The sequence below is a fragment of the Dyadobacter sp. 676 genome (genome assembly GCF_040448675.1).
In the GTDB taxonomy this organism is placed as follows: Bacteria; Bacteroidota; Bacteroidia; order Cytophagales; family Spirosomataceae; genus Dyadobacter.
Genome location: NZ_CP159289.1, coordinates 6,969,192 through 6,990,229, shown reverse-complemented (window position 1 = coordinate 6,990,229; position 21,038 = coordinate 6,969,192). Strand labels below are relative to the sequence as shown.

The window sequence follows — 21,038 nt, the reverse complement described above, 5'->3', positions numbered from 1 at the left end:
ATGACTATGAAATTGATCAAAACGCTGGCGACCCTGTCGGTTCTGGCGATCAGCAGCACAGGCTGCGAAAAAATACTGGAAGAACATCCGCAGTCGCAGATTGTACCGTCCTATTTCAACAGCCCGGCAGGGGTGCTCGGAGGCATCGCAGGTGTGTACAACGATATCCGGAGCCAATGGGGCACCGAAGGATTTACCGTGGAAATGCAGGCGGGGACCGACGAATTTATCCAGGGACTGAGCGCCGGCACGCCTATTCCATATACCTACAATGGCTTGAACGGCAGTAATTTCGGCTCCGCGTGGGGCGTTGCGTTTCAGGATATCAACACGCTGAACGGCGTGCTTCAATACGGCCAAACCATCGAATTGCCCGAAGCTACACGCAAGCAATACCTGGCACAGGCTAAGTTTCTAAGGGCATTCTGGTATTTCTATCTGGTCCAAACCTGGGGGGACGTTCCGTTACATACTGAGTTTATTACGGAGCCCTCACAGGCGGCATCGCGCCAGCCGGCAGCGCAGGTATACGAGCTGATTATCAAAGACCTCACCGAGGCTGCGGCCGATTTGCCCAATCAGCCCACGGCCCCTTTCCTGGGCAAAGCCGCAACCAAGCCGGTGGCGCAATTCCTGCTGGCCAGGGCCTACCTGACCCGCGGATGGCTCAACAACACCGCTTCCGATTTCAAGCAGGCAGCCACTATTTGCGACGATATCATCGCCAACAAATCGGCCTATGGCCTCGACTTGTGGCAGGACTATGGCGATGCTTTTGTGCCTGCCAACGACTACGGCAAGGAAACCATGTTTGTCAGTGATCACGTGCTGGACCCGAAATACGGTTATTACAATGTGGGCGGGGCTGCCGGCGGAGGTGCGGCGCAAAACTTGACGCCCTGGTTCACCAATTGGAATTATCCCAACAACAGCGGTATCAACTCGTTTAAAAATGCGGCGGGCGCTTTTGTGAACAGCGGCACATCGGGCATGGTCCGCGATTCGTATTACGGCCGCCCGTACATCCGCATGCGCCCGAATTCCGACAAATGGCCCACAGGCCCGCATGCAGGCAAAAACTACTTTCTGGATCAGGCGTTTACCAACCGGGACGTCGATTCGCGTTTTGCCAATTCGTTCTACACGGTTTACATTTCCAATACGGTCGTTACCAATACGGCCAATGCGGCCAACAACAGCCGGGGCATCGGTTACACCATGGTACCAGGCGCCGACACGGCCGTATGGCTGCCGGATTACGAAGTGCCGGGCGCACCGCAATTTGTAGGTAAGCGGCCGTTCAAAGGGATTGTTGTGCCGCCGAGCCTTTGGAATAACGGTATTTTCCCGGCATTGAAAAAATTCATGGACCCCAGCCGCGGGGCCAATTTTAACGACCCTTCGACCCGCCCGTGCGTATTGTACCGATTTTCGGACGTGTATATGACCGGCGCCGAAGCGCATTTCAAAGCCGGTAATGCGGCCAGGGCGGCGGAGCTTATCAATGTCGTGCGGCAACGCGCGGCATTCCGGAAAACCAATACCACAGCCGAGAATGCGGTAGCGGCGAAGGCCATGACCATTACCGCCGCGGATGTCACGCTGGACTTCATTCTCGACGAGCGCAGCCGTGAGTTCTTTGGCGAATGGCAGCGGTGGCACGACCTCGTGCGTACGCGTTCGCTCGTGCGGCGCGTGAAGGAATGGAACCAGGAGGCGGCACCGTTTGTGAAGGATTTTAATATGCTGAGACCGATTCCCCAGTCGCAGATCGATAGAGTTGTCGAAGGACCTGCTTTTCCACAAAACGCCGGATATTGATCCGGATTAACTGATATGATGATGAACCGTAATTTTTTTTCGGGTGCGCTGATGACGCTTCTGGCGGCCGCCGGGCCGGGTTTCGGTCAGCAGCTCAAAGTAAAGCCGTTAGTCACCGACCTGTTTACCGCAGACCCTTCCGCGCACGTTTTCGACGGCAGGATTTATATCTATCCTTCGCACGACATCGAGGCCAATGTGCCACAGGACGACGAGGGCGGGCATTTCAATATGCGCGACTACCACGTGTACTCAATGGACAGCATCGGAGGGAAAGTCACCGACCACGGCGTGGCCCTCGATTTGAAAGACATTCCCTGGGCAGGCCGCCAGCTTTGGGCACCAGACGCCGCGTTCAGGAATGGTACTTACTATCTGTATTTCCCGGCCAAAGACAAGGACGACGTTTTCCGCATTGGTGTCGCTACTTCGCGGTCGCCGGCAGGGCCGTTCAAGGCGGAGCCGCAACCCATTCCCGGTAGTTACAGCATCGATCCCGCTGTTTTTACCGACACCGATGGCCAGGCATATCTCTATTTCGGAGGTATCTGGGGCGGTCAGCTGCAACGCTGGCATACGGGACGTTACGACAAGACGCTGTCGACCGACCTGGGGAAAGGCCGCGAACAGGAGCCCGCACTGAGTGCGAAAGTGGCGAAGCTGAGCGGCGACATGCTCACCTTCGCCGAGACGCCCCGCGATGTCCGGATAGTGGACGCAAATGGTAAACCGCTGCTGGCCGGCGACCATGACCGTCGGTTTTTCGAAGGCGCCTGGATGCATAAGTTCAATGGCAAATACTATTTTTCTTATTCTACCGGCGACACGCATTACCTGTGCTATGCCGAAAGCGATTCGCCTTATGGCCCGTTTACGTACAAAGGGGTGCTGATGAAACCAGTCGAAGGGTGGACCACGCACCACTCCATGGTCGAATTCAGGGGGAAATGGTATATTTTCTACCACGATGCGGAGCTGTCGGGCAAAACGCACCTTCGGAACATCAAGGTACGCGAGCTGGTACGAAACCAGGACGGATCAATCAAAACCATCGACCCCTGAATCGAACACGGAATGGGTTCTTCCGGTAAGTTGGGGCGCCGTGCGGCTTTTGGTAAATATCGTTCGTGCAAACCCAACCAGGAACTTCATTCACAACTTTCAATCTCACAGTTTATGCAAATCGAAAGACGCGAGTTTTTATCGACATTATCGCTGGCCGGGGCGGCCGCTTTGTTTTCGGGCAATCCGTTGCTTGCCGCTACTAGTCCGAAGAAGGACAAACTGGGTATCGCGCTGGTGGGGCTGGGTTATTATAGCACCGATCTGCTGGCGCCGGCGCTGCAACTCACCGAAAAATGCTACCTGGCGGGTATCGTTACGGGCACCCCGTCGAAAGCCGAGGCGTGGAAAGCCAAGTACAACATTCCCGAAAAGAACATCTATAATTACCAGAACTTCGACCAGATCGCCAACAACCCGGACATCGACATTGTGTACGTGGTGCTGCCGCCATCTATGCACCGCGAATACGTGGTACGGGCGGCGAAGGCAGGTAAGCACGTATTTTGCGAGAAGCCGATGGCCCCTTCGGTAGCCGACTGCGAGGCGATGATCAATGCCTGCAAAAGTAACAAGCGGAAACTGGCGATCGGGTACCGCTGCCAGCACGACCCGAATATCCAGGCATATATGCAGGTGGCCAAAGAACAGAAATTCGGAAAAGTGAAGATGATTAACAGCGCCGCGGGATATTTCGATGCCCGTACCGACCATTGGAAGCAAAAGAAATCGCTGGGAGGTGGGGTTATGGGCGATATGGGCGTGTATGCACTGCAAGGTGCGCGCCTGGCCACCGGCGAGGAGCCGGTCAGCGTGATCGCCCAGGCTTCGACGACCCGGCCGGAGATTTATAAGGAAGTGGAAGAAACGATGATGTTCATGCTGGAATTCCCCAGCGGCGCACGGGCTGCCTGCCAGACCAGCTTCGGCATCAACATGAACCACTTGCAGGTGAATTACGAAAAAGGCTGGCTTAAAATGGAGCCACAGTCGGGCTACAATGGCAACAAGGGCAGCATGTCGGATGGAACGATCATCAATTTCCCGATTAAAAGCCAGCAGGCCAAACAAATGGACGAGGATTGCCTCGCTATCATGAACGGCACCGACCTGATCGCGCCGGGGGAGGAGGGCTTGCGCGATATCCGAGTGGTGGAGGCCATTTATAAATCGGTGGCTTCCGGCAAAGCTGTTAAGATCTGACAATACCTCTTAATACTTTTCCTGCCAAAGCCGGGCATTGCCGCCCGGCACTTTTAAAACTTCCGTCAACTTACCACATTCATCACCGGACCGATGCTGAAATTTCTATTGTTTGTGATTCCCGTGTTGCTTGGCCCCTTGGCCCTGGCCCAGGGCGATAAGGAAATGCCGAAAGGCTTTGACACCGCGCGGCAAGGTATCCCTGCGGGCCGGATCGATACCGTCAGTTACGTTTCCAAAACCGTCGGGACGACGCGGAAAACGCTCGTCTACACGCCGCCCGGCTATTCTAAGAAGAACAAATATCCCGTATTGTACCTGCTGCACGGCATTGGCGGGGACGAAAAGGAATGGCTGAAAGGCGGTAACCCGCAGCTGATCCTGGACAATCTTTACGCCGACGGAAAAATCGTGCCGATGATCGTCGTGATGCCCAATGGCCGCGCAATGAAGGACGACCGCGCCACTGGCAACATCATGGCTCCCGACAAGGTAGCGGCATTCGCTACGTTCGAGCGGGACCTGCTCGACGACCTTATTCCCTTTGTCGAAAAAAAGTATTCCGTTCTCGCCGACCGGGAACACCGTGCGATCGCCGGACTGTCCATGGGCGGAGGACAGTCGCTCAATTTCGGGCTGGGTAACCTCGATAAATTTGCCTGGGTAGGAGGGTTTTCCTCCGCTCCCAACACCCGAAAGCCTACCGACCTTATTCCCGATCCGGCGGCTGCCCGGCAGAAACTCCGGCTGCTCTGGATTTCCTGCGGCGACGACGACCGCCTGATCTCATTCAGCAAACGCACGCACGACTATCTGTTTACGCATAGTGTACCCCATGTGTATTACATAGAGCCCGGCGTGCATGATTTCAAGGTTTGGAAAAACGGGTTGTATATGTTCTCCCAATTCCTGTTCAAACCCGTGAATGTGGGTGCATTAAACAAATACACCCTGCTAGGGACGCCCGCGGAAACCAACGTCCGTCCGGCAAAATACCCGCAAATTTTGCCCGATAACCGTGTGGTATTTCGCATCAAGGCTCCCGGCGCACAAAAGGTACAGATCGATCTGGGTAAAAAATATGATATGCAAAAGGATACAGCCGGCTTCTGGTCGGTTACCACCGATTCCGTGGGCGCCGGTTTCCATTACTATTCGCTCCTGATCGACGGCGTGGCGTTGGCGGACCCTGCCAGCGAAACTTTCTACGGCATGGGGCGGATGGCGAGCGGGATCGAGATTCCTTTCCGCGATGGCGACTATTATGCGCTCCGCGAGGTGCCGCACGGAGATATCCGCGTGAGAAAATACTTGTCCGGGGCAACGGGCACGTGGCGCGAGATGTACGTTTATACGCCACCGGGATACGACCAATCTACCGAAGCGCTGCCCGTGCTTTACCTGCTGCACGGAGGCGGGGAGGATCAGCGCGGCTGGGCGGCCCAGGGAAAGACGGGCCTCATCCTCGACAACCTCATCGCCGACGGTAAGGCAAAACCTATGCTGGTGGTAATGCTCGATGGCAATACGGGGGCAACGGGCGGTATCGCGGGTTTCAATGAAAATGTGCTGAAAATGTTCGAAAACGAATTGAAAAACGGTACGATTCCATTTGTCGAAAATAATTTCAGGGTCAAAAAAGATGCACAAAGCCGGGCGCTGGCGGGGCTGTCCATGGGTGGCCTGCAGACGCTCTACGCGGGGCTTAAAAACACCGGAATGTTTGCCTATCTGGGCGTGTTCAGTTCGGGCTGGTTTGCCAATAATCCGGCCCTCTCCGATCCGCATTACGCATTCGTGAAAGAAAACACGTCGATTATCAACCGGAACCTGAGACAATTCCGCATTTCGATGGGCGGGCAGGAGGATATCGCCTACCAAAATTGCAGGATCATGCGTTCGAAATACGACGAACTGGGTATTAAATACCAGTATAGCGAATATCCCGGAGGCCACACCTGGCCCGTATGGCGGCACGATTTGTTCGAGTTTTCACAGGTGATATTCAAGTGATTGGTTTAAAAATCGATACCAGATAGAATGAGAAATCCAACCTTGCCACCAGCCGCTCTCCGGCTATTGTTTTCGGGATTCCTGATGCTCGCGGCCGGCCAGGTTTTCGCGCAGAAGACATTAAAAGAGGCTTACAAAGACTATTTCCCGATAGGCGTCGCCGTGGCCCCGCGGAACCTGACCGGGCCCGAAGTGGAACTGATCGTCCGGCAGTTTAACAGCGTTACCCCCGAAAACGCGATGAAAATGGGACCGATTCATCCCGAGCCCGGACGGTATGCCTGGGAGGCTGCCGACGCGATCGTCGACTTTGCCCGAAGGAACGGTATGAAAGTCCGTGGCCACACGCTCTGCTGGCATAACCAGACGCCCCGGTGGTTTTTCACCGACTCCACCGGCAAGCGGGTAACGCGCGACGTGCTCCTGGCACGTCTAAAGCAACATATCAGCGACGTAGCGGGCCGTTACCGGGGGAAAGTTTACGCCTGGGATGTGGTGAACGAAGCGGTACCGGATACGGGTACGAGCATTTACAGAAATTCCGGGTTTTACGAGATAATAGGGGAAGATTATATCGAAAAGGCATTCGAATATGCCCACGCCGCCGATCCCGACGCCCTGCTTTTTTACAACGACTATAATACCGAAAACCACTCGAAACGCGAACGGATATTCCAACTTCTGAAAAAACTCAAAGCGAAGAATGTCCCCGTCCACGGCGTGGGCCTGCAAGGGCACTGGTCTGTTTACGAACCTTCCCGGGACGATCTCGAAAAATCCATCCGGCAATTTGCGGGCCTGGGACTGGCAGTACAAATTACCGAGCTCGATGTTTCGGTTTATCCCAAGGAGCACGAGCGACGCGACGGAGCGGCTGCCTCAAAGCAAAGCGTGTCACAGGAAACGCTCGCCAGGCAGGCCGATCATTACAAAATGCTTTTCGATGTATTGCGAAAAAACAAGGACGTCGTCACGGGGGTTACATTCTGGAATGTTTCCGACAAATCCAGCTGGCTGGACAATTTCCCCGTACGGGGCCGGAAAGATTACCCGCTTCTGTTTGACGAAAATTACGCGCCCAAACCGGCTTTTCATTCTGTGGTCGATTTTTGAGAGAAGCCGGGACTATCATCCCGCCGATCGTCGTGGGCATCGGGCTGCCGGAATCGCATTCAACGTAACCGGGATCTCAGTCTGTTCTGGGATTATTTAGATGTGGTAGTGAATGTTGGCCGAAGGGTTTTCTTCGGTCAAACTTTTTCCGGACCGGCGCAATCCTTCCAAAAAATTTCATTTACATCCGGATAAATTTTTCTACGTCTTCGAGGCGAAATGTATGTAGCTTTCTGCTAACTTTTCGATGCGTATTTGGGTGGTCTGCTTGCGGTATAACTGCTTAAATTATACACAACGTATATCCATCAGCGCCTCCGGTATCATTATAGGGCAGAAACGAATCTTGAAGCGATGAATAACCGATCCAGTCTGGCATTGCGCTGTTTTCAATGCAGGATTATTCTGATTGCTCTGGTCTTGACCGGAAGCTTCATGAGGTGCAAACAGACGCGGGAAAGCGACCATTACCCGCAGTTAAAGGCCTGGATAGACAGCCTCGACCGGAACTCGCGGAAAGCGGGCGTCCCACGGACGATCGCCAGGCTCGATTCGTTCATGGCTACGCTCGGCAACAGGGATATCCGCGACAGCATCGCCTACTATAAATTCATGAAGGTCTTGAGCCACCGCGATTCCACCATGGCGCGGAGCGCTCTCCAATATACCGACAGCCTCCTGGGGCTCTTCGCATCCGCGCGCGTCCGCGAGGCGAACGCCACCGATTATTCCAAAGCATTGCTTTTGAAAGGGGACGATCTGTTGAAGCAAAAGGAGTATTATCTGGCATACCGGAATTATTACAAGGGTAAATCGTTCTTGACATCCCTGGGCGAAACCTGTGAATGCGCGAGATACAGCAGCCGGATTGCCAACATTTCCTTCAAAGAAGAAAACTACTACCAGGCGATCGAATATTGGAAACAGGAATTGAAAGAACTGTCCGAATGCAGGGAGGCGGATAATTTTCAGTTGGAGTTCATCGAAAAGCAAGGCAGTATGCGGAATATAGGGATGGCCTACCTGCGCCTGAACCAGCCCGACAAGGCGCTTGATTATTTTAACCAGGCCAACCGGTTCATCAGCAGCAATGCGGCCCGGTTTCCCAAAGAGCAAAAATTCATCAGGTTTTCGCGGATCGTGATTTTGAGAAATCAGGCGGAAGCCTATGCATTGAAAGGGGATACCGGCACTGCGGAAAAACTCATCAAAAAATGCCTGAAACATGATCCCGACATCGATTGGTCTATCGAAGTGGAGCAGGAGTCTCGCCAGTTGTTGACCCAAATATACATCGGTAAGCGGGCGTACGATAAGGCGCAGGAGCAGCTGAATATCCTGAGGGGCCTACCCGGCGGCGCAACGGATGCGGCCACGGCCAGTTTGTACCAGACGCTCCAAGCTTCGATTTTACACGGACAGGGAAACTATAAAGCGGCCAGCAAGTTATTGATGGCCAACCTCGAAACGGACCGCGTCAGGAAACTAAAGAAAAACTCGGAAAACAAAGGTCACGTAGGCCAGCTTCTGCAGCAGATCCAGCGGGAACATGAAACAGAACTGGCTGCGGAGAAGGATTCCCGCGAAGCGCTGGTCCTGAAACTTTCCGTTCTTATTTCCGTTGCCCTGGGGGTAATTATTTACCTCATCTGGCGCGACGCGAGAAAGAATGCCATGAACCTACGTGCCGTAACAAAACTGAACAGCGTAATCACACAGAGCAATATCGCTCTTCAGGACACGGTCAATGCCTTGGAACAGGCGGAAGTTGAAAAGGAAGACGTGTTGAAGATCGTCGCGCACGATCTGAGGAACCCTATCGCCGCGATGATCTCAGGATCGGATATGCTGTTCTGGGACCACGCCCCCTCCGCGGAACAGGCGATGATTATCGACGCCATCCAGCAGTCGGGGCAACTTGCGTTTGGCTTGATCGGACAAATCCTGCAATCGAACCCCGAGCGGAAAAAGATCGTCAAAAACGAGGAGGACCTGGCCGAGATCGTACGGTCATGCATCGATATGCTGAGCTACAAGGGCCGGGAGAAGAAGCAGACGATCTATTACGATTATGAAAAAGCGATGGTGCCTGTCGACAGGGAAAAGATCTGGCGCGTATTTTCCAATTTGCTGAGTAATGCGGTTAAGTTCTCGCCCGCAGAAAGTGCCATTCAGGTGAACCTTCAAAAACGGACCGGTTCCATGCTGCTGACCGTCCGCGACAGCGGGATCGGTATTCCCGACGACCTTAAAGGGCAGATTTTCCTCCCATCGAACGGCGCCAGAAGAACGGGTACGGCCGGCGAGCAATCCTTCGGGATCGGCCTTTCGATTTGCAAGCAGATAGTCGAAGCACATGAGGGGAAAATCTGGTTTGAGTCGGTGGGCGGCGCCGGAACTACATTTTTTGTGGAATTGCCGGCTAATTAGCGCGTGGGGTCGCAAGGCCGGGACCGTTCATGCTTTCGGGGGCAGGAATTTCTTTTCAGAAAGCGAATACATAGCCCCTTGTGCCAGAATATGGATTTGTATATTCTCGACATAAATCGCCTGCCCTTTCTTCGCCTCGCGGAAGTTCGTGGTTTTGACATGGCCTGCTTCGAGCACCATCACCACTCCCGCGCCGATGACGCGCAGCAAGCCGCCCTCGCCGACGACCAGCGCCGTATTTTCGCAAATGCCCAGGGCGGTGTACCCTTCGTGCATGAGAATGGCCTCCGTAAGGCGGGAAAATCTTCCCCGGCTCATGAAATGCGTGTCGATAACCGCATCGGGCAGAAGGCCGAATCCTTTCGATAGCTCCACAATGCCTTTCAAGAGCGATTCGGTGCTTTCGCCTTCGCTGATCATAACGCCGGAGAGCGCCATTGCACCCGCGCTGGTACCTGCAATGGTAAAATTGTCGTTTTGGTAACGCTGTTCGATGGTTTTCAGAAATTCGCTGCCGCGAAGCTTTTCCATCAGCCGTGCCTGATCGCCGCCGGTGATGAACAGGCCGTCGGCAGCATACAGTCTTTCCAGTGCCTGTTTGCTGTCGACATTCCGGCCGTCGAGGTCCAGAATACCAACATCCGTGCACCCCAGTTTTTCAAATGCTTTAATATACATTTCCGCCATTTCCGAAGGCTGTTCCGAGGCGGTCGTTAAAATCTCGATCCTCGACTCCCGTCCGTTCATTTCGGCCAGCACATGGTTGAGTATGCTGCCACCATTGGAGGCCGCATTTTCACTGCTCCCTGCCAGCATGCCTTCGTCCGGACTCCTGGCTTCTTTGCCACCAATGGCGATCAGCTTTCCTTTTGGTTTTTTATCGTTTTTTGCCATGTTAATCAGCAGTAACAGCCAGCATTGGTTTGGCCCGGCGCGACCGGCCTTCCAGTTGCCTGAACTTTTTAATCAGCGCGATCGAATCCCTGAACTTGTCGCTCAGGAGCACGATGAGCTGTCCCGGGCGGGAATGTTTGATCGCGAAACGGACGGCTTTGAGCTCGTTGCCGATTACCCGGATCCTGCAAAACGGTTTGACCGACAGAATTCCCTGGCGCACCAGTCCCACCATTTCCTGTTCGTCGCGGCCGCGGAGATCGTCGTCGACACGGATGATGATTTCATCGAAATAGGTAGCTGCCACTTTGCCGAGCTCGCGGATGTCCTCGTCGCGGCGGTCGCCGACGCCGGTGATAATGCCTAGCTTGCCCGACGACTCTACGGTTTCCAGGTATTGCCCCAACGCATGCAGCCCGTGCGGGTTGTGGGCATAATCGACGACCATTTCAAAATTGCTGAAATGAAAGTGGTTGAGTCGGCCCGGCGTGGATTGGTCGGAGATTTGAAAGGTAACCAGGCCTTTTTTGATATTCGAAAGCCGCGCACCCTGGCAATAAGCCGCCAGTACGGCGGCAAGGATATTCTCGATCATAAATCGGCATTTTCCCCCGAATGCCGCCGGAATGTTCGCAATCGGCTCGACCCGAATGGTTTCGTTGGCATCGATGATAGTGATATAGCCGTCCTGATACACACATGCCAGGCATCCCTCGCAGGTGTGCGCAAGCACGTGCTCGTTGGAAGGATTGATACTAAAATATGCGACGTTGCAATCCAGTTCGCCGGCCACAGCTACGCATTGTTCGTTCTCCGCATTCAGCACGGCATAACCGCCGGGCCTTACCGCGTGCGCAACCACACTTTTCACGCGCCTCATGTCTTCCAGCGTTTGTATGCCATTCATTCCCAGATGGTCGGAGGCGATGTTGGTAATTACCCCCACGTCGCATTGATCGAAGCCCAGACCGGAACGCAATATCCCGCCGCGGGCAGTTTCCAGTACAGCCACATCGACTGTCGGGTTGGTCAGAATCTTATGCGCGCTTTCCGGGCCTGTGCAATCGCCCTGTTCTATCAGCCGCCCGTCGATATAAACGCCGTCGGTAGTAGTGTAGCCTACACAATCCCCCTGCTGGCCCATGAGGTGCGCCGTAAGCCGGGTCGTGGTCGTTTTGCCGTTCGTTCCTGTGATGGCGATCACTGGGATCCGGGCATTGGCGCCCGCCGGAAACAGCATGTCCACGACGTCGGCCCCGACATTACGCGGCTTGCCGGCCAGCGGACTGAGATGCATCCTGAAACCGGGGCTCGCATTGACCTCGATCACCGTCGTTCCGGAGTGTTCCAGGGGTTGCGTAACGTCCGTTGCCATGATGTCCACGCCGCATATGTCGAGCCCGACGATCCTGGATATATGTTCGGCCATCCGGGCAATTTCCGGGTGAAGCGCATCGGTTACATCCTCGGATGTTCCGCCTTTGCTCAGGTTGGCTGCATCGCTGACGATCACCTGCTGATCCGATGGCACTACCGAATCCAGCGTCAGTCCCAAACTCCCGAGATGCGTATCCAGGGCGGTGTCGATGGCAATACTGGTGAGCAGGTTCTGGTGCCCTTCCCCGCGCCTGGGGTCCAGGTTGGTCTGGTGAATGAGCTCGCGGATCGTGGACACACCGTCGCCGAATACGGAGGCGGGTATACGTCTCGCAGCCGCTTTCAGCCGGTGACCGATTACCAGCAGCCGGTAGTCGGCCCCCTGTACGTATCTTTCTACTACAACTTTGCCGGAGAAGAGCATAGCCCAGTTGTAAGCTTCGAGCGCCGCGTGGGTATCTTTGATGTTGGTAGTAACGCCTTTTCCATGATTGCTGTCCAGCGGCTTCACAACCAATGGAAATCCGAGTTCTTCAACGGCGGCGAGGAGCGCCTCTTCGCTGGCTACCTCAGCACCTTCCGGCACTGGTATTCCCGCCGACGACAGGGCCTTTTTGCAGGCAAACTTGTTTCCTGCCAGCTCTACGGCCATATAACTGGTGCGCTGGGTCAGCGTGGCTTCGATGCGCTGCTGCCTGCTGCCGTAGCCCAGCTGCACCAGGCTGTCGTCGTTGAGCTGGATAACAGGAATATTTCTTGCGCGGGCGGCGCTGACGATCGAGTCGGTGCTGGGGCCGAATTTGTCCTGGTAAAATATCGTCCGCAGCTCGTTGACCGTGTGCTGCACATTGAAACGTTGCCCTTCGGCGAGCGCAACGACCATAGCTACCGCCCTTTCCGCAGCCAGAATACCGGCCCGCTCGCATTGGTATTGGAATACGACCTGGTATACGCCGTACTGGCCTGTTCCGCGTGTACGGCCGAAGCCGCAGTCCATACCGGCCAGTGTCTGCAACTCGAGGGCGATGTGTTCCACCACATGGCCCATCCAGGTCCCGTCTTTGACGCGCTCGAAGAAGCCACCCTCATGGCCTTCCGAGCAGTGATGGCTATGCAAACTCGGCATGGCCATTTTCAGGCGCTCATAAAATCCGTCGATTTGGTTGGTAGGAAGCTCTTCATAGGCTTCCAGGTCCAGCGTCGCGACCACTAACTTGTACTTACGGGTCGACCAGACGTTTGGTCCCCGCAGGCAACGTATCTCAACTATTTCCATTGTGTGGTTTGCTCTTGGAGCATTGGGTAAATCAGGTTTTTTGAGACGGGATTAAAAATTTCGCGTCACCATAGTAATAATTGTGCCAGAGACTTTTTACGCCCGGTGGGAAAGGGCAGCCGGCGCCATGCGGAACGAAGGGAATTGTCGCATTCTTTTGATTATTAATGAATTGTCTTAAAACAAGAATTTGTATTAAAATAAAAAACAGTCGCACTTTGAGGAGCGGTTTACACGGGGCGACCGGGCGTACGGGGCGGAGCGCATCTGGTAAGTAATTTGCTGGTTACCGCCTCATTTGACGAAATGCGTTTTTTATTCAGTCATGTCTATGTATTGTATAGCTATTCACGGTGGCGCCGGGTCGCTGGATGCCTCCGCGCTGACGCCCGAGCTGGAAAAATTATATCATGAGGGGTTGAACAGGGCATTGAATGCAGGGTATTCGGTTTTGCGTCACTGCGGAAGCGCATTGGACGCCGTCCGGAATGCGGTGATGGCGCTGGAAGACGATCCGTTATTCAATGCGGGTAAGGGTGCCGTTTTTAACTTCGACGGCGTCCATGAACTGGATGCGGCGATCATGTGCGGAAAAACGCACGAAGCGGGTGCAGTGGCGGCCGTCCGGCACGTTCGCAATCCCGTTTTACTGGCACATAACGTCATGAATGGGTCGGAATATGTGCTCCTCTCGGGCGAGGGGGCGCTGGACTATGCCCGCCGGGCAGGCGTTGCCCTTGAAGAAATGTCCTACTTTTCGACTCCCGGAAAATACCGTCAGCTGCTGGATGCGAAAATGCAGCGTTTTGCCCGACCGTCGGATACCGTAGGCGCCGTTGCGCGCGATATGCACGGAAATCTGGCGGCCGCCAGTTCCACCGGCGGTTTGACGAACAAGCGATTCGGACGGGTAGGGGACAGCCCGGTGATCGGGGCCGGTACCTATGCCGACAATGCGACTTGTGCAGTTTGTTGCACCGGCGACGGCGAATACTTCATACGGCTTGTCAGCGCTTACGACGTTTCGGCCATGCTTCGTTACCGGGGCATTTCTCTGGAAGAAGCCTGCCGGATTGCAATCAACGAAAAACTGACCGCTCTCGGAGGCGAGGGCGGCATGATCGCCATCGACCGTACGGGAAAAATCGAAATGACCGCCAATTGTGCAACAATGCCCAGAGGCTGGATGCAGAGCGACGGCCGCCGCGGCACGGCTATTACTTTTCCTGAGGCGACTATCGGTTAGGCCGGCCGGTCGGCGACTCCCCCCGAAGGCGGCCCGTATGCGGAGGCTAGTCGGTTTACGGGTTGGCACGTTTAAAATAAAACAGGCTTCGGAAGGTGCCGAAGCCTGTTCAACCGGACGGATATCGCGGCTATTCCTCACATTTCATCGACAATGGTACCTCCGTTTTTGGTGTAGGTGCTCCATTGCATGTCGATCTCCCGGGTCGCGCTCGCGATCTCTTCACTCCGTTGCTTGCCGAGCGTTTCGTTAAGCCTTGTTACTTCCTCTTCGGTACGGAAAGTACCGGTAGGGGACAGTTCGGTTAGGCCGTTGGAGTCGCGTACCTGCTGGACGGGGTCTTCGATGTATTGCCAGGTTTCGCCGAGTTGCGTGCTGCTGCCTTCGTTCCACGGGCCACGCACCTGCGAACCGTTCGACATATTGTAATACAGGTTGCTGTACCTCGGGTCGCCCTGCAATACGCCCGGCGGAAAATTTGGCTGTATGGTGGCCAGCGCCGCCTCGAACATCTGGTAATGGGCGATTTCCCTCGTCATCAGAAAACGCAGCGTTTCCTTCACAGCCGGGTCGTCCGTAAACTTCATCAGATATTCATAAACGATTTTTGCCCTCGACTCGGCCGCGATATTCGATCTCATGTCGACGGTCAGATCGCCGTTGGCGTTTACATAGGCGGCCGTCCAAGGCGTGCCGTTACTATCGGTGAGGGTGGGGCCTCCGCCCGAGAGTACGCCGAACTGCGGATTGACGATCGCTTCATGGATGAAATCCTCTTTCGCCGCTTTGCCGTCGAGCAACTTCATGATTTCCGATTCGTCGGCATTGTCTTTCAGTTCGCCGTTGACGCCGCTGAGCAGCATTTGTATGGTAGCACCTACGATTTCAAGGTGGCTGAACTCCTCGGTGGCGATGTCCATCAGGAGGTCGTACTTGTCGGGATAGGGATACCGGCAGCTGAATGCCTGCACAAAATATTGCATAGCGGCTTTAAGTTCGCCGTTACTGCCGCCGAACTGTTCGAGCAGCAGGCGGGCGAATTTGGGGTCGGGCCGTGAGACTCTCGCATTGAACTGAAGTTCTTTTACGTGATGGAACATGGGATTTGGTTTTTAGGTGGATAAAAGGATTAATCGTGTCCCTGCGTCTTGACGATCTTGTTATAAATCCCCAGCAGGAGAAATGGCGCGGCCCACTGGCCGATGAAGAGCGCGGTATGCTTGTGGCCCGCCAGTTTGAATGCGAGCGAGACGCCCATGGATGCGACCGATGTCCACAGGAATGCGTCCGAGGGGATTTTTGCGGTTTGTGATTCGATGGCCTTCGCCACGTCCCCTTCCTGATGGCCGGTATTTTTGGTAATGTCCATAAAAAAACTGTTTGAAGTGAAAGAAAAATTTCGGCCGCTTGTAAAAAGCCGTTCCAGAAGCGCTGCCGCATTGTCCGTTGATGAAGCATGGGCGTAGGAACCCGGCGCGTAGATTTAATTACACAGACTTGGGGACGGGGCATTTCGGCTTCACATATTCGAGTGCCAGCGCATACACCACATGTGCGGGAACGAGTTGGAGAAAAAACGACGGCTCGACGCGTTGCGACGTTCGGGGGCTCCTGCCGAGCGCCAGCTTCCACGCCGCGACGGCGATGATGCCGCTGCCAAGTCCGAAAACCACACTTTTGCCCGATTTGTTGCGGTTACCGACGGCAGTTTCATACAGCAGCGACCAGAAAATTCCCATCAGATAATGAGCCATCCAGCCCCGTCGCTTTTGCTGCGGCGCGCTTGCGGATGGCGTTTCTTCGCTGAAAATGCCGGAAAGAAGCTCCGGCTCGCGATAATTCGCCTTACAAACCTTTGAAAGGGCATAACTGAATACCGTCATGGCCGAGGTGGCAACCGCCGACGCGCAGGTTAACCGGATAATGCGATGCAGACACACGTGATTACAGGTTTTAAAAGTTGCACAAAATCGCCGCCTCCCGCACAAAATTATGCCAGCGGGGTTCGCCGGCACAGTTAGTAACCAGCGCCCCCGGTTCCGGGCTTGCAATCGGCATTTATGAACCCCCAAAATCTTTCCGGCTACGGCGCAGATGATCAATGACTTCGGAACATGCGGCCACCTGCAAGGCGTCCGGTGCGATAAGCAAGGAAGAGTGAACGCTTCCGACATGAAAAACGAAACCACGCCGATCGTAAACAGCATTGCCGGTAAGCTAAATCCGCTATCACATCGGGCAGTCCGGCGGCGTATCGGCCGGTTTTCGCTATCTTCGCGGCTGAACCCGGTTCCGGCGACTTCGAAGGCAGACGAAAGAATTGCCGGGGAACTGCCGGCGTTTCCGGTTTCCGGTTTACGGATATAGTATGTTTCAGATGAAGATCATAAACACGAAGAACATTATCCTTTGCATCATGCTCGCCCCGGCCACGTTGCGGGCCCAGCAGCTTATAACCATGTCGAACAAATGCTTCCGGCAGGTCGAGGCCGGGAACAAGCAGAACGATCAGGGGCAATACCGGGAGGCACGGGACACTTTTACAAATGTTCTCAAAAATTGCTCTACAAAAGACGCCAAAGAAGAAGGGAACGTGGGGCTGGCCATCGCTTCGAACGGGTTGAAACAATATGATTCGGCGATAACAGCGGCCAACAATGCGATCAAAGCAAGCAAGAAAACGAATGTGATGGCCTATTACGCAAGGAGTTATGCGTACAGCAACCTGGGACAGGCCGAAAATGCGAAGGCCGACCTGCAAAAGATTATCGAGCTCACAGGAAAGAATAAGGATATCAAGGCCAGGGCCACAATATTCGCACGACTGGCACATCTGGATTTTCAGCTCAACATGCTCGCCGCGGCTGACACGAACCTGACCAAAGCGATCGAACTCGATCCGGATAATCCTGCATTCTATATTCAGAAGGGCGATATGATGGTCAAAACGGGCAATTACGACGATGCTTTTGCGGCTTATGACAAGGCCCTGGACCTGGGTAAAAATGATCTTGAAATCTACCAGATCAGGACCGAGGCCCGGTTGAAGCAGATTCAGCAGAAGTACGGAACGACCGACATCAAGGAGTTGTCGGGAAAAATGACAAAACAGGAGAAACATACCCTTTGCGCGGATATGAAGAAAGCGCTGGAATTAGGGTTAAGAAATTTACAGCTCGACTTGTTGTCCAGCATGATTTGCGAATAAAAGAATAAACCGACCGAAAGTGAGAAAGAATATAGTAATAGTAGCATTGGCATTTTTAACGGGTTGCAAGAGCCTGAACAGTACTCAGAAAGGAACCGGCATCGGGGTCGCGGGCGGTGCGGCAGCCGGCGCTGCCATCGGCAAACTTACGGGAAATAATACGGCCATAGGCGCATTGATCGGAGCGGCGGTGGGTGGTTCGGCTGGCTACCTTATTGGAAGGCATATGGATAAACAGGCCGAAGAACTCAAACAAGCCATTCCCGATGCAACCGTCGAAAGGGTGGGTGAAGGCATTAACCTGACATTCAACTCCGGCCTTCTTTTCAAACTCAATTCGGCCGAGCTGAGTAACGAAGCAAAGCAGGAGCTCGACAAAGTCGCAGGTATTTTGAGCAAATACGACGATACCCAGATCCTGCTCGAAGGGCATACGGACGATACCGGTTCTGACGAATATAATATGAAACTGTCGGAGCGCCGGGCCAGGGCGGTATCTTCCTACCTCGAATCGCGGAATCTTCCTGCGTCTCGGCTCAATACCAAATGGTACGGCGAGTCGCAACCGAAATTTCCGAACGACAGCGAGGCAAACAGGGAGAAAAACCGGCGGGTGGAGCTCGCGATCTACGCCAACGAAGAGATGAAAAAGGATGCCGAAAAGGGGGAACTAAAATAGTTCCGTCCTAACCGGCATCGCAACAATGATCCTTCCTGCAATTTTCCGTGATATCAGGGTAAAAGCCGTTTTTGCAGACGTGCGTTAACCAAGTTCGGTCTTTGCTGAGGGGAAATATGGCCTAGATTGTGGGAATCGTGCCGCCGTCTATCACGTATTCCGTACCCGTGAGGTAGGCGGCGCGCGGCGAAACCAGGAAGCCAACAAGCTCGGCCACGTCCTCCGGTCGGGCAGGTCGGCCGACGGGAATGCCTCCGAGGGCGTCCATTACGCCATGCGTAGCCTGTTCGACGGAGCTTCCGGAGCTTTCGGCGAGGCGTTCCATCATTCGGGTCGCCGCTGTGGTCATGATCCAGCCGGGCGAAACGGTGAGCACCCGTACACCTTTCGGCGAGACCTCCTTGGAGAGCCCCTTGCTGTAATTGACGAGGCCGGCTTTGGCCGCCGCGTAAGGCAGCGTGGAATCGTAAAGCGGTAATGTCGCCTGAATGGAGGCAATATGGATGATAACCCCATGGCCGCGTTCCAGCATGCCGGGCAAAAAGCCGCGGTCCAATCGCACCGGCGCCAGCAGGTTGGTTTGAATGGTCGACTCCCAATGCTGGTCGGTGAGTGCCGCAAAACCGCCTCCGGGTGTATCGGAGCCGCCCATGTTGTTGACCAGTATGTCCAGCCTGCCGAACCTTCGCGATACCTCATCGGCGACCTTTGCGGCGCCCTCTGGCTCACTCAGATCAGCGGCAATAAACACTGTACCCGTAACCTCTTCTTCCGGCTTATTTCTTGCGGTAATAATCACCACCGCACCGGCGCTGACCAATCGTTCGGCAATGGCTTTGCCCGTGCCTTTGCTGCCTCCGGTCACGAGGGCTATTTTACCCTCCAACTCATTTTCAAAATTGAAAGCCATTGTAATGCTGATTTGTTCGGGCAAAATTCCGGACGATTGGGCTGGCCGGCAAGTACGGAATTACGATTCGGATAGGGATAAATTTATCCCGTATTGAACCGGGCCGCACATAGCGCTACTTTTATACTATGTATGAAAGAAAAATATTGCCCGATTTAAATTGCGGGCTCGACCTGGTTGGAGAAGCGCTTTATGGCAAGTGGAAAATGCGGCTACTGTGGTTTATCAGCGAGGGCTTCCGGCGTCCAAGCGAACTGCAACGAAAGATCCCCGGTGCATCGAGGCGCGTGCTGAACGTTCAGTTGAAGGAGCTGGAAGGTCACGAAATGGTGAGAAAGGTTATTTACCCGGTAGTCCCGCCCAGGGTTGAATATTACCTGACGGATTTCGGCGAGACCCTGATACCGTTGATAGCGGCGATCGGGCAATGGGGCGACCAGCACCAGGACCGCCTGCGCTCGCTGATAGCGAAGGGCATTAACGCACCGGCGGGACCGGCGTGATTTGACCAGGGGCAGGCGAACCTGCCCCTGAAAGCAACGAAAGCGCGATGACGCCATTGCTAGTCGACAGGCGTAAGTACGATTTTCCGCAGATCCGCAAGTGCGCCATTGTTAAACACTTTGTCGGGCCGGAACTTGATCTTTTGTATGCCTGCGTCCAGACGGACCTTTCCGACGGACTTGCTTTTGAAACGCTCCCAGCCGCCGCTTTTCTCTACCTGCCCCCGAAGCGAAGTGCCTGAGGCTTCCAGAACGAACGCCTTACCCGCCTCCTTGTCGTCGACGGACCATTCCAGGTTTACGTCGTAGTTGCCGGTTTTAGCAACCTCGATTTCCCATTCGACCATATCGGCCGACGTGAACCATCCGAAGGCCTTCCACCGGGGCATGTACTCGATCCTGGGGCCGACGCCCTTGCCGTTTTCCGCTGTCAGATATAATGTACCGCTGCCATCGGGAGCGACGAGCTCGGGGATATTGATCGTGTCGCGGACGGATTTTACATATGCGGCGATTTCACTTACCGGGGCGATCCAAATGCCGTTGGCGGGGTCTTTGGCATAAGCGCAGAGTTTACGAAGCATGGTCAGACGGGTGGTTTGCGGGCCCGAATCGGCCATTTCATGTCCGGCCAGTACGAGCCATTGCCCTGCTTTTCGCGCTGCGTCGATGATCGGAAGTATTTGTTCGAAGTCCTTGCCGTCGGTTTCCATACCCGTCAATTGTGCGAAATCGCAATACGAAGGGTCTACCGGAGCTTCGTCGAGCCAGCCGCGGCCGCTGACGAACATTTCAGATATAAGCGGCACGAAGCTCCGGGTCCCGCGTCCGCGACCGATGAAGGTATGCCCGCACGGGTATGCGTATGACACGGGCGTCACGCCGAGCAGGTTGCGGATCTGGCGGTTGGTCTCCGTCAGCTCGGTGCGCATTTTGTCGAGGGTGTAGGTTTCCAGCGCCTTTTCCCGCGACCAGACGAAGTTGCCGCTGCACGGGTGGTGCAGCGAATGGTTGCCCATTTCGTGCCCCGCTGCAACTGCTTTTTTCCAGCCTTCCAGCTGCGTTTTGACAGCCGACGGCACAAGATAGAACGTTCCTTTGACGCCATACTCGTTGAGCAGCGGAACGCCGGCGGTTGCCTGGCTGCCGCGTGCATCGTCGAAGGTGAGACTGATGGCCATCTTCTTTCCCTCGGGCCATTTGAAGTGTTGGGAAACAGCCGTTTGTACGGTGACCCCACCCAAAATCAGGTAGGGAAGAACAAGGTTTCGGATCAGTAGTTTGCGTGTCATAGAGGTAAAAT

Annotated in this window: 18 protein-coding genes; 11 read left to right on the top strand and 7 right to left on the bottom strand. The window is 54.7% G+C overall.

The genetic code is table 11. The features are described from left to right. Window positions 1-6: 6 nt before the first annotated feature. From ABV298_RS30615 to ABV298_RS30590, 6 genes are all read left to right on the top strand, one after another. The gene (locus tag ABV298_RS30615) at window positions 7-1,821 is read left to right on the top strand and encodes a RagB/SusD family nutrient uptake outer membrane protein (RefSeq protein ID WP_353719913.1); all 1,815 of its coding nucleotides are present in this window, start codon (window positions 7-9) and stop codon (window positions 1,819-1,821) included. Between the two features lie 51 nt (window positions 1,822-1,872). Then, entirely contained in the window at window positions 1,873-2,883 is a 1,011-nt protein-coding gene (locus tag ABV298_RS30610) for a glycoside hydrolase family 43 protein (RefSeq protein ID WP_353723275.1), read from the top strand. Between the two features lie 114 nt (window positions 2,884-2,997). Continuing rightward, window positions 2,998-4,086: a Gfo/Idh/MocA family oxidoreductase gene (locus tag ABV298_RS30605; RefSeq protein ID WP_353719912.1), complete on the top strand. Its 1,089-nt coding sequence runs from the start codon at window positions 2,998-3,000 to the stop codon at window positions 4,084-4,086. Between the two features lie 93 nt (window positions 4,087-4,179). Next, a complete protein-coding gene (locus ABV298_RS30600) occupies window positions 4,180-6,099 on the top strand; it encodes an alpha/beta hydrolase-fold protein (RefSeq protein ID WP_353719911.1) in 1,920 nt (639 codons plus the stop codon). A gap of 84 nt (window positions 6,100-6,183) precedes the next feature. Continuing rightward, a complete protein-coding gene (locus ABV298_RS30595; protein ID WP_353723274.1) occupies window positions 6,184-7,212 on the top strand; it encodes an endo-1,4-beta-xylanase in 1,029 nt (342 codons plus the stop codon). Between the two features lie 435 nt (window positions 7,213-7,647). Continuing rightward, a complete protein-coding gene (locus ABV298_RS30590) occupies window positions 7,648-9,642 on the top strand; it encodes a tetratricopeptide repeat-containing sensor histidine kinase (protein ID WP_353719910.1) in 1,995 nt (664 codons plus the stop codon). 27 nt (window positions 9,643-9,669) lie between these two features. Here the strand turns inward: ABV298_RS30590 and ABV298_RS30585 are convergent, their stop codons facing one another. Together ABV298_RS30585 and cphA are read right to left on the bottom strand one after the other, a co-directional pair. Continuing rightward, a complete protein-coding gene (locus ABV298_RS30585) occupies window positions 9,670-10,536 on the bottom strand; it encodes a cyanophycinase (RefSeq protein ID WP_353719909.1) in 867 nt (288 codons plus the stop codon). 1 nt (window position 10,537) lies between these two features. Further along, window positions 10,538-13,189, bottom strand: coding sequence for a cyanophycin synthetase (gene cphA, locus ABV298_RS30580; RefSeq protein ID WP_353719908.1), 2,652 nt, complete (start codon window positions 13,187-13,189; stop codon window positions 10,538-10,540). Between the two features lie 331 nt (window positions 13,190-13,520). On the opposite strand from cphA, the gene ABV298_RS30575 reads away from it, so the two are divergent. Further along, the gene (locus ABV298_RS30575; RefSeq protein ID WP_353719907.1) at window positions 13,521-14,435 is read left to right on the top strand and encodes an isoaspartyl peptidase/L-asparaginase; all 915 of its coding nucleotides are present in this window, start codon (window positions 13,521-13,523) and stop codon (window positions 14,433-14,435) included. Between the two features lie 137 nt (window positions 14,436-14,572). On the opposite strand, the gene ABV298_RS30570 is transcribed toward ABV298_RS30575, so the two are convergent. The 3 genes from ABV298_RS30570 to ABV298_RS30560 all read right to left on the bottom strand — a co-directional run bounded on the left by ABV298_RS30570 (window position 14,573) and on the right by ABV298_RS30560 (window position 16,375). Beyond that, complete coding sequence (locus ABV298_RS30570; protein WP_353719906.1) at window positions 14,573-15,535, bottom strand: manganese catalase family protein; 963 nt, start codon at window positions 15,533-15,535, stop codon at window positions 14,573-14,575. Window positions 15,536-15,564: 29 nt separating this feature from the next. Continuing rightward, window positions 15,565-15,804, bottom strand: coding sequence for a hypothetical protein (locus ABV298_RS30565; protein WP_353719905.1), 240 nt, complete (start codon window positions 15,802-15,804; stop codon window positions 15,565-15,567). 118 nt (window positions 15,805-15,922) lie between these two features. Beyond that, complete coding sequence (locus tag ABV298_RS30560) at window positions 15,923-16,375, bottom strand: hypothetical protein (protein WP_353719904.1); 453 nt, start codon at window positions 16,373-16,375, stop codon at window positions 15,923-15,925. A gap of 232 nt (window positions 16,376-16,607) precedes the next feature. Here ABV298_RS30560 and ABV298_RS30555 point away from each other — a divergent pair, with 232 nt between their 5' ends. Genes ABV298_RS30555 through ABV298_RS30545 form a run of 3 tightly spaced genes read left to right on the top strand, consistent with a single transcriptional unit; the run spans window position 16,608 to window position 18,322 of the window. Next, window positions 16,608-16,802 (top strand): hypothetical protein, encoded by a 195-nt coding sequence (locus tag ABV298_RS30555; RefSeq protein ID WP_353719903.1) that lies wholly within the window; start codon window positions 16,608-16,610, stop codon window positions 16,800-16,802. Window positions 16,803-16,812: 10 nt separating this feature from the next. Then, window positions 16,813-17,643 carry a tetratricopeptide repeat protein gene (locus tag ABV298_RS30550; RefSeq protein WP_353719902.1) on the top strand — a complete coding sequence of 277 codons (831 nt, stop codon included), beginning with the start codon at window positions 16,813-16,815 and terminating at the stop codon, window positions 17,641-17,643. Between the two features lie 19 nt (window positions 17,644-17,662). Continuing rightward, complete coding sequence (locus ABV298_RS30545) at window positions 17,663-18,322, top strand: OmpA family protein (protein WP_353719901.1); 660 nt, start codon at window positions 17,663-17,665, stop codon at window positions 18,320-18,322. Window positions 18,323-18,443: 121 nt separating this feature from the next. On the opposite strand, the gene ABV298_RS30540 is transcribed toward ABV298_RS30545, so the two are convergent. Next, complete coding sequence (locus ABV298_RS30540; RefSeq protein ID WP_353719900.1) at window positions 18,444-19,232, bottom strand: SDR family oxidoreductase; 789 nt, start codon at window positions 19,230-19,232, stop codon at window positions 18,444-18,446. A 128-nt stretch (window positions 19,233-19,360) separates the two neighbouring features. Between ABV298_RS30540 and ABV298_RS30535 the strand changes: the two genes are divergently transcribed. After that, a complete protein-coding gene (locus tag ABV298_RS30535) occupies window positions 19,361-19,735 on the top strand; it encodes a helix-turn-helix domain-containing protein (protein WP_353719899.1) in 375 nt (124 codons plus the stop codon). A gap of 59 nt (window positions 19,736-19,794) precedes the next feature. On the opposite strand, the gene ABV298_RS30530 is transcribed toward ABV298_RS30535, so the two are convergent. Beyond that, window positions 19,795-21,027, bottom strand: a complete 1,233-nt coding sequence (locus tag ABV298_RS30530) for a polysaccharide deacetylase family protein (protein WP_353719898.1) — start codon at window positions 21,025-21,027, stop codon at window positions 19,795-19,797. Window positions 21,028-21,038 lie beyond the last annotated feature (11 nt).